This window comes from Eudoraea algarum (assembly GCF_050589645.1).
Classification (GTDB): domain Bacteria; phylum Bacteroidota; class Bacteroidia; order Flavobacteriales; family Flavobacteriaceae; genus JBNGOQ01.
Window position 1 is genome coordinate 149,110 of the sequence record NZ_JBNGOQ010000003.1, and the last position, 14,991, is coordinate 164,100.

General features: G+C 48.4%; 9 protein-coding genes. All 9 read right to left on the bottom strand.

The window, feature by feature from the left end; genetic code table 11:
• Positions 1 to 61 precede the first annotated feature (61 nt).
• Entirely contained in the window at positions 62 to 1,462 is a 1,401-nt protein-coding gene (locus ACRD67_RS11535) for an exonuclease domain-containing protein (RefSeq protein ID WP_430967301.1), read from the bottom strand.
• On the bottom strand, positions 1,455 to 3,761 hold the full coding sequence (locus ACRD67_RS11540) for an FdhF/YdeP family oxidoreductase (RefSeq protein WP_430967302.1): 2,307 nt from the start codon (positions 3,759 to 3,761) through the stop codon (positions 1,455 to 1,457). Before ACRD67_RS11540 ends, ACRD67_RS11535 begins: the two co-directional genes overlap by 8 nt.
• 86 nt (positions 3,762 to 3,847) lie before the next feature.
• Complete coding sequence (locus ACRD67_RS11545; RefSeq protein ID WP_430967303.1) at positions 3,848 to 4,951, bottom strand: S1C family serine protease; 1,104 nt, start codon at positions 4,949 to 4,951, stop codon at positions 3,848 to 3,850.
• 152 nt (positions 4,952 to 5,103) lie between these two features.
• Positions 5,104 to 6,000, bottom strand: coding sequence for a TolB family protein (locus ACRD67_RS11550; protein WP_430967304.1), 897 nt, complete (start codon positions 5,998 to 6,000; stop codon positions 5,104 to 5,106).
• Between the two features lie 191 nt (positions 6,001 to 6,191).
• Positions 6,192 to 9,455, bottom strand: a complete 3,264-nt coding sequence (locus tag ACRD67_RS11555; protein ID WP_430967305.1) for a CHAT domain-containing protein — start codon at positions 9,453 to 9,455, stop codon at positions 6,192 to 6,194.
• A gap of 6 nt (positions 9,456 to 9,461) precedes the next feature.
• Positions 9,462 to 10,154 carry a tetratricopeptide repeat protein gene (locus ACRD67_RS11560; protein WP_430967306.1) on the bottom strand — a complete coding sequence of 231 codons (693 nt, stop codon included), beginning with the start codon at positions 10,152 to 10,154 and terminating at the stop codon, positions 9,462 to 9,464.
• A 56-nt stretch (positions 10,155 to 10,210) separates the two neighbouring features.
• Positions 10,211 to 10,786, bottom strand: a complete 576-nt coding sequence (locus ACRD67_RS11565) for an RNA polymerase sigma factor (protein ID WP_430967307.1) — start codon at positions 10,784 to 10,786, stop codon at positions 10,211 to 10,213.
• A 239-nt stretch (positions 10,787 to 11,025) separates the two neighbouring features.
• Positions 11,026 to 13,635, bottom strand: coding sequence for a hypothetical protein (locus ACRD67_RS11570; RefSeq protein ID WP_430967308.1), 2,610 nt, complete (start codon positions 13,633 to 13,635; stop codon positions 11,026 to 11,028).
• Between the two features lie 66 nt (positions 13,636 to 13,701).
• Positions 13,702 to 14,832, bottom strand: coding sequence for a hypothetical protein (locus ACRD67_RS11575; RefSeq protein WP_430967309.1), 1,131 nt, complete (start codon positions 14,830 to 14,832; stop codon positions 13,702 to 13,704).
• Positions 14,833 to 14,991: the final 159 nt, after the last annotated feature.

Below are 14,991 nucleotides of genomic sequence, written 5' to 3' on the forward strand. Positions count from 1 at the left end.
TCCGGGTTTTCTGTCTTTTTTTGGTCAAAACCAATTATGGGCTGGCATCGCTTCGGGACCTTTAACGCTCGTTGCTCACGGGCAGTTCGTGCACGGTATCGAACATCAATATGCTTTCGGGATTTCGTTGTATAAAGGATTGCACAATACGCTGTGCATCCACCGTGTCCTTCTGGGGAAGGATATAGGCCTCAATGTCCTCCAGGGTCTTAATTTCCATGGTTTTTTCAATGAAACCGTAGCCACAATAGCGGTTCTCCCGGATCAGTACAATGGCATCTTCTTCAAGGGTCCTGCCCCTTTCCTTGATCAGGAGATTTTCGGCGCTGCGTCCCATATGGGCAATCGCGGATCGTACCTTTTTGTTGTAAGCCTCTATAGATTCCTTTCCTGTACAAATACCTCCACAAGAAGTAATACTGTAGTGCGAACAACTACTCACATTTTCCTGCAAATGGCAGTATTTGGGACATAGTTCCTCTGACATGCAGATCCGTTGCAGATAGGACCTGCAATCGGCCAGATTGTAGAAGGTGGCCAATGGCCTGGGCACCAGCTTTAACCTGTTATAGGCCAGGTGCAGGATACCGTTACGGTCTTCATAGCAGAAAATTGCGTATTGCTGCGTCGATTTTTTCTGGGCACGGTTATAGAGGGGATAGTGCTGCTTTATGGCCGCCGATTCCATCAATAGGGCCACCAGTTCGCTCCCGGAAAGCTCAAAATCGATGGCGCTAGTCTCCCGGCACATTTTCACTTCCTTGTCAGCCTTGTCATAAAAGTGCCCCAAAACCCTTTTTTTCAGGTTCTTGGCCTTCCCAACGTAGATAATTTGTCCTTTATCATTCTTAAAATAGTAGATGCCCGGCTGCATGGGCAGACTAGTAAAAACTTCCTTGGGAAGCCCCGGAGGCAAGGTTGCTTCTTGGGAGCGGGCATTTAAAAAGCTCTTAAAAATAGCATCGGCTCCCTGGGCCAGCAGCAATTTTTGAAAGAGCAAGACTGTGGCATGGGCATCGCCCCTGGCCCTATGACGGTCCATCAAGGGAATGTCCAATGCGGAACACAGTTTCCCCAAACTGTAGGAACGATAGCCCGGGAACAATCTACGGGACAAACGTACCGTGCACAATTTTTTTCGGGTAAAATCGATTCCGAGGATCTTAAGCTCATTTTTGATCACCTTGTAGTCAAAATTTACACTATGGGCCACAAAGATGGTATCCTGGGTGAGCTCCAGAATTCTATCGGCAATCTCGTGGATTTTCGGCGCATTTCGCACCAAATGGTTGTCAATACCCGTAAGCCCTGTGATAAAATAGGGAATCTCACATTCGGGATCTACCAGGCTGGTAAACTCGTCCACCACCCGATGCCCATCGTGCTTAAAGATGGCAATTTCGGTAATCTTGTTCCCAAGTATACCGTTGCCCGTGGTCTCAATATCTACAATGCTATACATGGCTGGCTTTTTCGAGGGTGACCACTATGGATTTGCTTATGGGGGTGTGACTTTGATCGGCAAAATGGTTATAGGGTACCAGCACATTGGTTTCGGGAAAATAGGAGGCCAGGTTGCCCTGGGGAATGTTATAGGGAATGACCAAAAAATTATAGGCTTTGCGTTCTTTGCCGTCGTAGCTGCTTATCAGGTGTACCACCTCCAATTTTTCCAAGGCATTTGCCCGCATGTCATCAGGATGCATAAAAATCACCCTTCGTTCGTTGTAAACCCCTCTATAACGATCGTGCAGCCCATAAATGGTGGTATTGAACTGGTCGTGGGACCGTACGGTCATCAGCAAAAATTCATGAGGTTTTAATTGATGGTCCGGGAGGGGGCAGCAACTAAATTGCGCCTTCCCGTTGGGCAGTTTGCTAAAATCCAGGTCGCGCACATTGTTGGGCAGATAGAAACCGGAACCTTCGGATTTGGCGCTGAGGCCCTTAAAACTTGTGATTACCTCTTCCAATTTGGCCCGTATAAGTGCATAGTCCTCGCTCAGGCCTTCCCAATCCACCACATGGTTTCCCTCAAAGTACGCATGGGCCATGGCCCCTATGATTTCGGGTTCACTTTTGAGCTGGTCAGAGGCTGGGGCCAGCAGGCCCTTGGAGCGATGTACCTTGCCCATACTGTTCTCTACCGTGAAAAAGCGAGGCTTCCCCTCTTTTCGATCCAGTTCGGAACGCCCCAAGGTGGGGAGGATCAAGGCGGTTTTGCCAGCGGTCAAATGTGTCCGGTTCAATTTGGTGCTGATGTTTACGGTAAGCTTGCAATTTTGTAGCGCTTCTGCCGTGTAGATCGTATCGGAGGCGGCCGAGACAAAATTGCCCCCCAGGGCAATAAAGACCTTGGCCCTGCCCTGGTGCATGGCCTCAATGGCATGTACGGTGTCCAAACCCTCTTTTTCAGGGGCAATAAACCCAAAAGTCTTTGCAATGCTGGCATTTAGTTCCGGGGAAACCTGGTGCATAATGCCCACGGAACGATCGCCTTGTACATTACTATGGCCGCGAACAGGGCAGGTGCCCGCACCCGGCCTGCCCAAGCTTCCTTTGAGCAGTAGTAAATTAACGCATTCCTTGATGTTGGCCACCCCGTTTTTGTGCTGCGTAAGCCCCATGGCCCAGCAGATGATGATCTTGTTTTTTTGGGCCAAAAGTTCCACGGCCCTATCTATGTGTTCTTCCGCCACCCCGCAAAGGGCCAAAAGCTCCTTTTCCGAAAACTGTTTCAAGTGGCCTATTAGGACCTCGTACCCATGTGTATACCGGTTTATGAATTCGTGGTCAAAGACCTGGGGACTTGTTTCGTCCAGGGCTGCCAATTTTTTAATCAGCAGTTTCAACAGGGAAACGTCCTGGTTGATTTTAACCTGTAGGTGCAGATCGGTGAGCGGTGTTCCGGAAGCCAGGACGCCTTTAAATTCCTGTGGATTTTTAAAACGGATGAGCCCTGCTTCCTCCAAGGGATTGATGCTGATGATCTTGCCGCCGTTTTCCTTGCATTTCTGCAAGGCCGAGAGCATTCGAGGGTGATTGGTCCCTGGATTTTGCCCCATGACGATGACGATTTCGGCCTCCTCAAAATCTTCCAGTTTTACCGAGCCCTTACCAATGCCCAAGGTCTGGCTCAGGGCCACCCCACTTGATTCATGGCACATATTGGAACAGTCGGGCATGTTGTTGGTCCCGAAGGCCCGCACGAAGAGTCCGTATAAGAAGGCCGCTTCATTGCTAGACCGGCCTGAGGTGTAGAATACCCCCTCGTCCGGAGTATCCAATTGCCTCAGTTCGGAGGCAATAAGGGAAAAGGCTTTTTCCCAGGTTACCGGTTCGTAATGCACGCTGCCCGGTCGCAAGAGCATGGGTTCTGTGAGACGTCCGCTCTTCCCGATCTGGTAATCGGTCCAGGTAGAGAGTTCTTCCACGGAATGGCGTGCAAAGAAAGCGGCATCCGCTTTTTTGTTGGTGGCCTCCTCGGCGAGAGCTTTGGCGCCATTTTCGCAGTATTCCCCCAATTTGGAGGGTTTTTCAGGGTCTGGCCAAGCGCAGCCTGGGCAATCAAAACCTTCCTTTTGGTTCATATGGGCCAGGCCGTGCAAGGAACGGACCACCCCCATTTCCTTAAAAGCATGCTGTAGGGCGGTCTTTACCCCGGGAATTCCTGCCGCATAGGGCGCAGGGGCCTTTAGGCGGATGCCGGTAAATTCCGTTGATCCGGTGATAGAAATATTGCGTTTGTTCTCCTTGCCCATGCCCAAAACCTAAGGTGAACACTAAGGTATTAAGAAGAATTGAAAATTAGGTGCCCCATACCGGGCTTATTTTTGCTCTTTGGGGCTTATTGGGGCGTTAAAAAGTTCTTTCGCACCTCGGAAACATCAACCGTAGTGGTATATTCCTTTCCTTCCCGAAGATAGCGCAGCTCAATTTTATCCTTGTCCACCAATTGGTTCTTTACCGATTCCAAACAGCCTATATGACAGGCTGCCTGTGGCCCGATATGCAGTATGATATCGCCCCCAAAGAGGATTTGCCTGCCATTGATGTTCGCCTTGATGTAGCCGCCCCGCAGACCGGCTTTGCCGGCTGGGCTCCCTTGGGCCACTTTTTGGATAAGCAGTCCCCCTGGAATATTGAGGTTAAAGAGTTTGGAAAGCTCTTCCTGCCGTAGAAAGACACTTTCCACTCCGATCCATGGACGTTGCTCAAAGGCAAGAAGTTCCTTGGCCGTATTAATGGTCACTGCCATCCCGATGCCCTGAAAACCACCAGAAACCGTAAGGATACTTGAAGCGATACCTATCACCTCTCCCTTGGAATTAAAGAGTGGTCCGCCACTGTTCCCAGAATTGATGGCCGCATCGGTCTGTATGAATTCAATGCTTACCGTACCGTCATATAGGGTGTTAAAACCACGGAAGGCGGAGATAATGCCCGCGGAAAAGGAATTTTCCATTCCGTAAGGGCTTCCTATGGCGTAAATATGCTGTCCCACGGCCAGGGCGTCCGAATCACCTAGGGTAGCATGCGCCAGGGAACTATCGGTCACATCTAGCTTTAGGAGTGCGATATCGGCCGATTTTTCGCTAAAGAGCACGGTGGCATTGCGCTTTTTGCCATCCTGGGTCTTTACCACAATCTTGGAGGAACCATCTACCACATGGGCTGCGGTGAGAATATGACAATCGTGGGAGATGAGTACCCCGGATCCCAAACCCTGATTTTGTACCGGACCTCGTTCCGTAATGGCATTGGAAGTGGTATGGATGGTGACTACGGTTGGCAAGACCTTTTGATAGAGTTGGGCCACATTCCGTTCCGAACCGGAAAGATTCGTAGGGAAACTTCTTTTCTTCACTGGGGCATGCAAGGGTTCCTGTGCGTTTGTGACAACGGCAGTGAACAAAAAAAGAAGGCCAAAAAGTTGTAATGTAATCTTCATCGGTGTACTGGGTATTTCATTAGGAAAAGGCCAAGACACATATAGTTTCTTCCTAGCCACTAGAATTTATTAGTGAGTCGTAATACCCCATGGAAAACTAACGGGAATTGACCATGTACCCATAATTTTGTTGGTCATTTTTAGGGCTGCAGTTATTGTCCCTTGCTTGTGGCGCGTTTTCGGTACTGGCTTACCAGAGGTTTGAAGGCCACGCTGAATATGTTGGTATCGGTACTCTCCAAGGTAGCACTACTGGTGAAATAGAGTCGGTCCCCATCGGGGGTCATATACGGATAGAGGTTGCTACCGGTGGTGTTGAGTTCCTTAAGGTTTAGGGCAGGGGTCCATTGCCCCGCTACCTTAAAACTGATGTAGAGATCGCCGTAGGAAGACAGGTTTTCGGCGCGTTGGGAGGCCTCAAAAACAAGGATGTCGCCCGATCCATTGATGCCCAGGTTCCATTCCCCCAAATCGGAGTTGATCGCGGTCCCCAGGTTTATGGGTATGCCAAACCCTTCGGTTACGCGTTTTGCCATGTACAGATCTCCCTGTCCGTATCCTCCCGGCCGGGTAGACGCAAAATAGAGGTTACCCTGGGCATCTGTACGGGGGCTGTATTCGGTGAAGGGGGAGTTGATGGGCGAGGGCAAGCGGCGGGGCGTTCCCCAGTTTCCATCCGCTTCCCTTTGTGTTATCCAGATATCGGCGGAAGTTTCGCCCGTGTCCGAGGGCCGCGAGGAAATAAAGTACAATTGGTTCCCATCTTGGCTGAGATGGGGTGCCCCATCGTTATAGGTGCCCGAAAAGGAGGCCAGTTCCGGAGGGGACCAGCTACCGTGCCGTTTTACCGATCGGTAAATAGAACTGCTCGATTTTCCTTGTCCCCATTTACCGGGCCTACGGGCAAAATAGAGTTCCTTCCCATCCCTGGAAAAAGTGGAAGAGGTTTCTACCTGAGCGGTAGAGATCAGGCCGGGTTCAAAGAGCACGGGTACTGTGGCATCCTGCGGCGCCTGGGCCAACAATAGAGCGCTCTGTAGTATGAGCATACCCCCTAAACACAATTTTCCCAAAGTAATTTTCATTATGTGCTCCATAGTCCGATGGCTGATGCAGTGTTTTGACATTATCTTCCGATTTAGAAAAGATAGTAAAAAATCAGGTAGGTCATGCCCACATTAAAACCCATATGACCACTGACCGCTCCCCATATGGAGCCCGACCTGGTTTTGACCGGCTTTCACTTTAGCGACCGGACCATGTTTCTTGCAAAATATGCGATTAGGATTGCAACCACTAACAGTCCGATCCCCCAGTACCACCAAGTATTTGTTTTGGTAAGCGCTATTGGTGCCGTATCGCCCATAAGCACAAGCCCGGCCCAGTACTGGGGCGAAACGGTTCTTCCTTCTGCCGAAGCAATATAGTCCAGCTTGGCGGCTCGCAGGGCTTCGTCCTTGGGAAGCCCCGTAGAGAGATATTCGTAGAAGGACGCAATGATGCCGGAACTTGATTGCTCGTCTATTTTCCAAAGGCTGGTCAATATACTTTCGCTACCGGAATAGTTAAAGGCATGGGCCAGGGAAATCATACCCTCCCCGGCCTGATAGGTAGGCTTTCCTGTTTCACAAGCCGTTAAAATGGCCAGGTTGGAGCTCAGGTCCTGATTGTAGATTTCGTAGGTGTACAGGGAGTTGTCATTGACCGTACTGTTGTCCGAGGCGTTCTTGGCAAAGATCAGGCGGGAAAGTTCGGGGCTAATATTATTGTTTTCAGCATGGGTTCCTATGTGGATAATCTTGTGCTCTTTGGCCGATTGGGCAAAAACCTGCTTGGAGGCGTTTTCATTTAAAAAGGAACTCCCTTTAAACCGTCGTGAGAACTGTTTGGCCAAATCTACGCTAAAGGGCTGGGGGAGTAGGGTAAGATAGGTTTTGTCCAGATCTACGGAGTCGGTTATCGCAATCTGATAGGTACGCTTCATACCGGTATTGAATTCGGGCGCAAAGGCTACAAAATTGTTATCGTAAGCAACACTTTTCCGGGTTTCATCCAAGAGGAGCAGGCTGTAGTTGTAGGAAACCTCATGTTTGGCCAGAAGGCTATTTTGACCCAGTTCCTTAAAGGAGGTTATGCGGGTAGGGGTCAGCATTTCAAAACTCAGATTAAAGAGTTCCCTATCTGGAATGATGAGTACTTTTTGGGTGTTGATTAGTGATGCTATCGGTTGCCAGAGCTGTTGATACAATTCGTGCAACAATACGCTGGTTTCCTGGAAGTTGTTCCGGTTTTTGTCCAGATCGGCAATATGATGGGTAACGGGTTCATAATCCAAGGGAATGATACGCTTACTTTCCTTAGTAATCACAAAAGCGTGCAGCATATTATCAATGAATACATAGCGCAAGATGGTGGTGTTGTCCGGAAGGTTCTTTTGAAGATGGCCCAAGGGCTCTTCGAGCGTGGCGTAACGCATTTTGTGGTAGCGGGGGTACTGTTGTTTTAAGGTATCCAAAAAAACTTTCCATTGGTCCGTGGCCCGGAAGAAGTCCTGAATACTGCCGGCATTTCCCGAGGTACCGGTCAAAGAGGCATTTATGGCGTTTTTTAGCTTTTGCTCCCGATCCAGCACGCTTTTCGGTACGTCCACAAAGGCAATGCTTTTTTTGACGTCCAGACGGGAGCGAATTCTACTGTAAATGCTCGATTCGTGCAGGGACAGGATATCTGTCAAATAGTTCTCGTCTTGGCTGAGGTGGTAAAGATCCAGCCGAATTTTTTTAGCGAAATTGAACAATTCCGTATGCTCCGAGATCAGGATATTGAGGTCTTCGAAAGCGGTGATGATCGTTCTTCCCCGTTCCAGAATACGCAACCCTCGTTCAATTTCTACGAGCAGTTTTTTCAGAAAATTTTCATTCCTGTTTTTGTTGAGCTTGTACTGCGTCCGGGCCCAGATCAATAAGGCCTTGGGTTTTTGGGATTCTATCTGTACGGAGTCCAGCAACGAGGTTCCTCCCCAATGACCGTCTACGGATAATGCCAAACTTTCCTCACTGAACCTGAGGGCGTCCCCGTAATTTTTGAGTTGGTAGTGCACCTGGGCCATATTGAGGATATGGTGGAACTCCTGCACCGTGTTTTTAAAGGTACTGTTCTTTACAAAATCATAGCCCTCTTGGGCCAGCCCCAGTGCTTTTTCGGGTCTTCCCCTTTTGGCGTAGAAGAGGGACATCTCAATAAATTCGTCCAGATAATCCTTGGTATACTGTCCCTGTAAACTGCGCTTGTACAATGCTTCACTTTGTTCGTATAGCTTTTCGGCGTTTTGGGCATCGCCCAGTTCATCATAGACCGAAGCTCTGGAAACCAGTGCCGCTCCGTGCCAGTAGAATTGCGTGCCGGGATTTTTTTGGATGATTTCCAGGGCCTTGTCCAGATACTCCCCGGCCTTGGTGTACTCTTTGAGGCCCATTTTTGCTTCCCCCAAAAGAATAAGGGAAATCATGATTTTGGGGTCGTCTTCCCGTAAAAGTTTCCGTTTTTCATTATAGGAATAGGTGATGAGTTCATCGGCCTTCTTAAATTCCCCCACACTGTGATAAAAAGCCCCTAGGTTGTCCACGTACATGAGCTTGAATTTCTCTGCCCTCAGTTTTTTCGATTCATCTTCGGGCGCCTTTAAATACTGCTGAATATTGGAGATGGCGTTTTTGCAGAACCCGATACCTTCCTCCACCCGCCCGGTGGCCTGTAATAAAACAGCAATATTGCTCTGTACCAGGGAGGGTCGGTAATAGTTGTTCATGGCATCTGGTTCCATTTTTTCCAGGGCCTGGAGGGCGTTTCTATAGAAATACATGGCGCTGTCCAGTTGGGCCGAATGCCACATCATGCCCCCTACGGCATTATAGATGGAATACAGCCCTTCATAATCGTCTTTGGGATGGGCCTTTCGAAGCTTTAGTGCCCTGAGGTGGTGTTTTTTGGCCAGTGCAATATTCCCGAAATCCGAGGCGCGTATGCCCAGCTGGTATTCCAGGGTCTCTAAATCGGCCTTTTGTGCGTCGGCAAGTTTTTGGGCGTATTGCAGGGATTCCTGGGTGGTCTCATAAGCTTTTTTGGGTGCTCCCGCATCATCGTACAACCAAGCGAGTTCCAGAAGCGCTTCCTTGGAGCGGTAATCATTGTGCTGCCCGATCAGTTCGGAAACCAAGGCCTTGGCTTTTTCGATGGCGGCCGCACTATCGTCGTTGGCCAGCTTAAAACTGCCCACGTATTTGATATAGTGAACCAAGGTATCGTAGTTGCCCTGTGCCCTAAAGGTTATCATTTGTTGCTCCAAGAAAGTCCTGGCCTTCGCATAGGCTGCTTCCTCAATCAATTTATCCAGATAACCCGGGCCGGAAAGGCTGTCGTTTTGGGCCTGTACGGCCTGTGACAGGAAGAAAAAACAACAAAGGGAAAGAAACAAACGATAGGATGGTAAGCGCCTTTTTTTCATATCGTTTTAATCATTTAACTCGGTCATGATGGCCCATGCCCTTTCAGTCTGACTTTTGTTGAAATACGCTTTTGCGGCCTCCAGATCCCCTGCTTTTAAATGGGCCAATCCCAAATAATAGAATGCTTCATCCGCGAATACGCTGTTCGGCTGCTCGCTCAAGGCGTTAAGGTAGGACATAGCCTTTTCCGCATCCGAATTGGCCAGATGGGCAACCCCTATAAAGTAGTTCAGGGTGTCATTGGCGGGCTTTTCCTCCAAGAGCCCACTCCACTGGGCTATGGCCACTGCGTAATTGGCGCGTTTGTAGCTTACCATGGCCTCGTAGAAGGCGTAATTGGCATCGGTTCCCATGGTAGTGGGCAGACCGGGATCCGGAACAAAGTATTTGGCAAACAACCTGTCGTTCGGTTGCTCGCTGGTCAAAATCCAGAAGCTGGCCAAACCGATCAAAACGGCAATGGAGGCGGCAATGGTGTATTTTCTAAAACCATTATGCTGTTTTTTGACCTCTGGCCCTTCCTGAGCCAAGGCCTCGTGAAAGTCGTCCATTCGTCCCTGAAGCGCAGCGGTTTCCACACCTTCGATAAGGATCTGGACCTCCTCCAGTTGTTTCTTTAAGCCAGGGTTCTCCTTTAGTTGGCCTTCAAAGGAGGCGCGTTCTTTCTCGTCCATGGTGTTATTGAGGTAACGTTCCATGGTTTCAAATACGTCTTGCGGTATGTTGTTCTTCTTTTCTTCCAGCGGTTTTCAATTTAATTTGGGGTCAATACCAGGGCCCGTAATTTTTCAATACAACGGTATTTTTTGTTGCGGGCAGAGGCTTCCCCTATATTTAGTTCCTTGGCTATTTCCCGCAGCGATTTCTTTTCAAAATAAAAGATGGTCAACAGATGTCTACAGGGTTCTCCAAGAATTTTGAAGGTTGCTATGACCTTGTGTAATCTTCTGTCCCTTTCATCTATATCCGTTTCATCCACATCCGTTTCCACTTTGGCACTGATTTTCGGATGGGTCTCGTCCAGGGCGGTCTTTTTTTTGAACTCGGACGATCGCAAATAGTCCGTCCACTTGTTTCGGGCAATGCGGAACAAATATCCGTTTAGCGCCGTATCGCCCTCAGGGACAAACTTTCCCAAGCGTATGTTTTTCCAAACCGCCGTAAAGGCTTCCTGATAAATATCCTTGGCCTGCATCTTGGACCCGCTATTTTTTAAGATGTATTTTTCGACCTTAAAAAAATTGTCCTGATACAGCTTTTTTAAGGCACTCTGGTTATTGGCCTTGATGCCTTCAATCAGCTTTTCTTGATCAGTGGTTCGTTGGTTCAATCGTTTCTTTCTTGGTAGCGGATTACTAATGTTAAAAGATACGATTTTTTTGTAACGGACTAGGGCTTAAGTCCCTTTGTACTTTGCTTAACCTCTTTTTTTGTTTTCATTGCATGTATTGACTTTAAGGGTTTAAGGAAATTTCAACTTTTGTGGGGGCATCACCATTTATCGAATTTTAAATATATATAGGGAGCAGTGCCCACATGCCCCCTATATACAAACTAAACTAACACAAGCTACTCTGTAGATTTTAAGGTAACTACGACTTGTGCGTACCCCTCAAAAGTGTTATAAATATCCAACACACGCTGATAGGCCGCCTGTGTACCCTCAGAGCCACAGCCCGATGCTCCACCCTGTGATCCCGTCCCTGAATACCGGAAGACGTAGTCCCCGTCTTCGTTCAGATCGGCCGCTTCATTTTCCGGACGCCAGATGGTTCCCGATCCCACATAAGTGGGGCTGGCATCTGGGCTTGCCTCCATAATCCTTAGCTGGTATTGCACCACTTCCTTCTTTTCCGCGGCCAACAGGGCCGGATCAAGGGGTTTAAATCTATAGGATGCCTGTACCGACCATTCACAGTAAATTCCATTTACTGTAGGCGGGATACCCAAAATTGTAGGATTGTCCACAAAGAATATTTTCTTATTAGGGTCATTGTCGATGTTTATAACAGCTTCCGCTTCCTCCCAAAGCAAATACTCGCTGTCTGTTTTCTGCTTTCGGTAGATGAGGGCCCTAAAGGTCTCCTCTCCATCTTTGTCCTTATCCAAGGCTTCGTACCGTACATTGTAGCTCCCCTTCTTTTCCAAGGTTACCTGATTGGTTTTCCCATTGAAATGCCCAAATTTGCCACTCGTAGTCCATACCACCTTGCTTTCGTACACGTCATTGTCTGCCAGTGGCAGCCCATCGGTCCGTTCAAGACGAAGCCTCAATGACGTATTTCCCTGTATGGTAATGCCTGAGGGTTTGATTCTGTAGGCTAGCTTTCTTACATTGACCCTTGCGGTACCTACGCCCACCTTGGTGATGGTATTTCCCATTTTAACGGAAACGGTAACAGAAATTTCATCAATATTGTCGTTGTCACTTAACTGGCTTATGGGCACGGTACTGATATAGGATATCTTGTCTTTTGAACTGGTAAAGGAGGTACCCTCGTTAATGTTGTTGTCCCTTATTACGCCATATCTTCCTGTGGTAGACCATTCGTATTGCAAAACCGCTCCCTCATTGGGTTCGGGTTCCCTAAGCACTTCGAAATCTACGAACTGCCCTGGTAATGCCACTTTTTCGTTAGGAGTTAGGAGAATATCCGATTCTTTTGCCTTGACCGTCCATTCTTCCAATTCCTCGGAGTTGGACAGGGAATAGGCAATTCTTGCATAATCCCCCACCTTTAAGGTGTTGTCCAAAAATTTTATGAATTTGTTAAAGCGCCCTATTTTTCCCTCAATTTCCTTTATGTTTTGGGAAAAATAACCTCCGGTAAAGCTCTCATCCGCAACAGCGCCCACAAAAGTTACGATTGGCTCCAGCCATACCTTCATCTGTGATGCCGACCATTTGGTGTACATGTCGAACAAGAAATCTTCCAAAGCCTTGCCATAATCTCCCTTAATAACACTCTCCAAGGCTTTGGGGGAGGAGGCGAGCGCGGCCTTGGTGGCATCTGCTATGGCATTGAGACCTGCGTCCGAAACCCTGTCCTTTAGCAGTTTTTTGTGCCCATTAAGATCCAGGAAGGCCGGTAATAGGATGTCTACCGCGAACATTTTTATCTTAAGCTCCAGCAACTTGTCCGCTTCCGCAAAGGTTCCATCAAATTCGGGCTTTCCTTCTGAATAGGAAGCAGGTCCAACTACCCTTACCTTATAGGTGGCTTCGGACTCATCCTCCCCCAAGGGCAATGTGATCGGGTCGGTGACGGTCTGAAAAAAGTCGATGCCCTTACCCTGGCCATACTTGTCTACCGTGGAAGTGAAACCCCTTACCCCATTGGTCAGTTTAATGGGAACCTGATTATCGGCAATGTCGTCACTAAAGATGTCGGCATTAATGACAGTCTCCACGCCTTCCGTATTCTTAAAGGCGGTCTTATAGATAAAGGCATGTGCCCGTCTTCTATAGGTATTGGTAATGGTCATGTTTTGGAAATCAATATCGGCCAATTGGAGACCGCTCCGTATGTCCGCTCCATTAACATCCAACCTACTTGTCTTTGTGTTTAGTGAATCCAGCTTGGTAAGGCTGGTCAACTTTGCCTTGAGCACATCCTGAAACAGTGCCTTTTCCAGCATTAGGGGATCTTGTTCGAACAGCGCTCCTATTTGATCTTTAAAATCTATGAATCCAGGGATACTTTCTACCTCCATGATAAATTTCTCCTTTACATCATAGGGCAGAAAGGTAGTGCCCAAGGATAGGTACAACAATACTTTAGTGGTACTGGTCACTGAAATTTCATCGTTGGTACCAGTAATGAAGCCTGCCAGAATAACATTGTCTTCCCCATCTACCAAAAAAGCCAATTCCGGACTTTCCGCATTAAAAGGAGCTGAAGTGCTACCGTCTGAACCTACAGGAGTGTCTACAAACAGTGTGGAGAGCTCGGTGGTGGAGAGGTCCAATCCGGATCCCACAGGTAGGCTGACCGATACATCAACGGTTTTAAAATCCCCATCAACGGGATCTTCACCGCCATCGGGATCCTCCCCACCATCGGGGTCTTGCTGCTGCGGATCCGGGATTTGTGCAATGTTGTCGTCTTCCTTGTTGCAACCCAAGCTAAGGGTAAATACTACCAGGAGCAGGGCCATGAGTTGTTTTGCGTTTTTCATTTGGTCATTCGTTTTACGTTATTGTTCTCTTCCTTTCCCTTACATCGGGCGTGTTTAAAAATGTCATCATCGGTTGCGTTCCAACTTGGTCCATTCCTTGTTGTTGAGGTTAATGTCCCCATTGGGGCTATAGAACAGGTCATCGCTCTTAATGTAGTTGCCCTCACTGTCCATCCAATAGTTTTTGGCATAGCCTTCTACCTGGTACTGTTGTCCGTTGGGATGGTTGACGGTCTCTTCGTCACGGATGTTATTGATAAAACCCTGATGTCCGGCATCGGAACCATCGGTGCCCCGTAGGCGTTGCATATAGGCGTTGTGCCTGGCATCACTGGCGGCGTACTGCCCCTTCATGTATTGCTGATGGGATTGGAACTGGGCCTGTGAAGCCTGCATACGTCGCTGATGGTCCACGGCGGACTGCTGTTGTCTGCGCTGCATCAGGAGGTTTTTGTAGCGCGCCCATTCCGGATTTTCCGCTTCCGAGCGCAGGGCGGTGTTCAATGCCCCATAGGCCGTGTCCAAGTGCCCGGAATCGGCCACCAAATAATCGGCCCCGTATACCCAGGAGGTCATTTGCCCGCCATAGGGGTCGGGACTATAAAATTTGATCAGTGCCAGATCTACCAAGGCCTTTTGACCCTTGTCATTGGTCCATTTTGTGGTGAGCACCTCCAGATCCACATTGGAAAGGCCTTGTTTTCTGAGTTTTTGAATGATAAACTGTTTCTTGTCCGTGGCCATTTCCTCACCCAGGTATTTGAATCCCTGGGACTGCATTTTTGGGAAAAACTCCCGCTGCATCAAGGCGCTTATCTGGGGTATGGGTCGTATTTGCATCCCATAAGTACCCATGGTACGGTTCAGTTCCTGGTTGTCAAAATACGTATAGGCCTCATGCATGGAATTGAAGGCCTTTACGCCTCCCGGGCCCTGGATTTGATAGGAAAAACCGGGAAGGGCCTTATCGTATTTATAGGAGGCCATGGAGACCACCTTCCAATCCGAGGGATATTGTTTGCTGTATACGACCATACCGGTATGGGCGTCCTTGTATTGGTGCTTTTTCATCGTTTTTGCGCTTGTGGGTGAGGTGGAATGATGTGTGGTTGAGGTTTTGTCCGTGTGCTGTGCGTTCTGACAGGAAAGGCTCAGGGTCGAAAAAAGTGCGAAACATGCGATCTGTACGGTTTTCATAAGACTGTTTTTTAGGTGCTACAGTGGTACATCGGGCACGTTGTAAAATGTCATCATACTTTAAAGGAAATGAGTGAAAGAGTGAAGGTTGTCATCCCCAGGTTGCTGATGACATTTCTCTTGGGTTCCGATGCTTGCCAAAGCATTAATTAAACACCA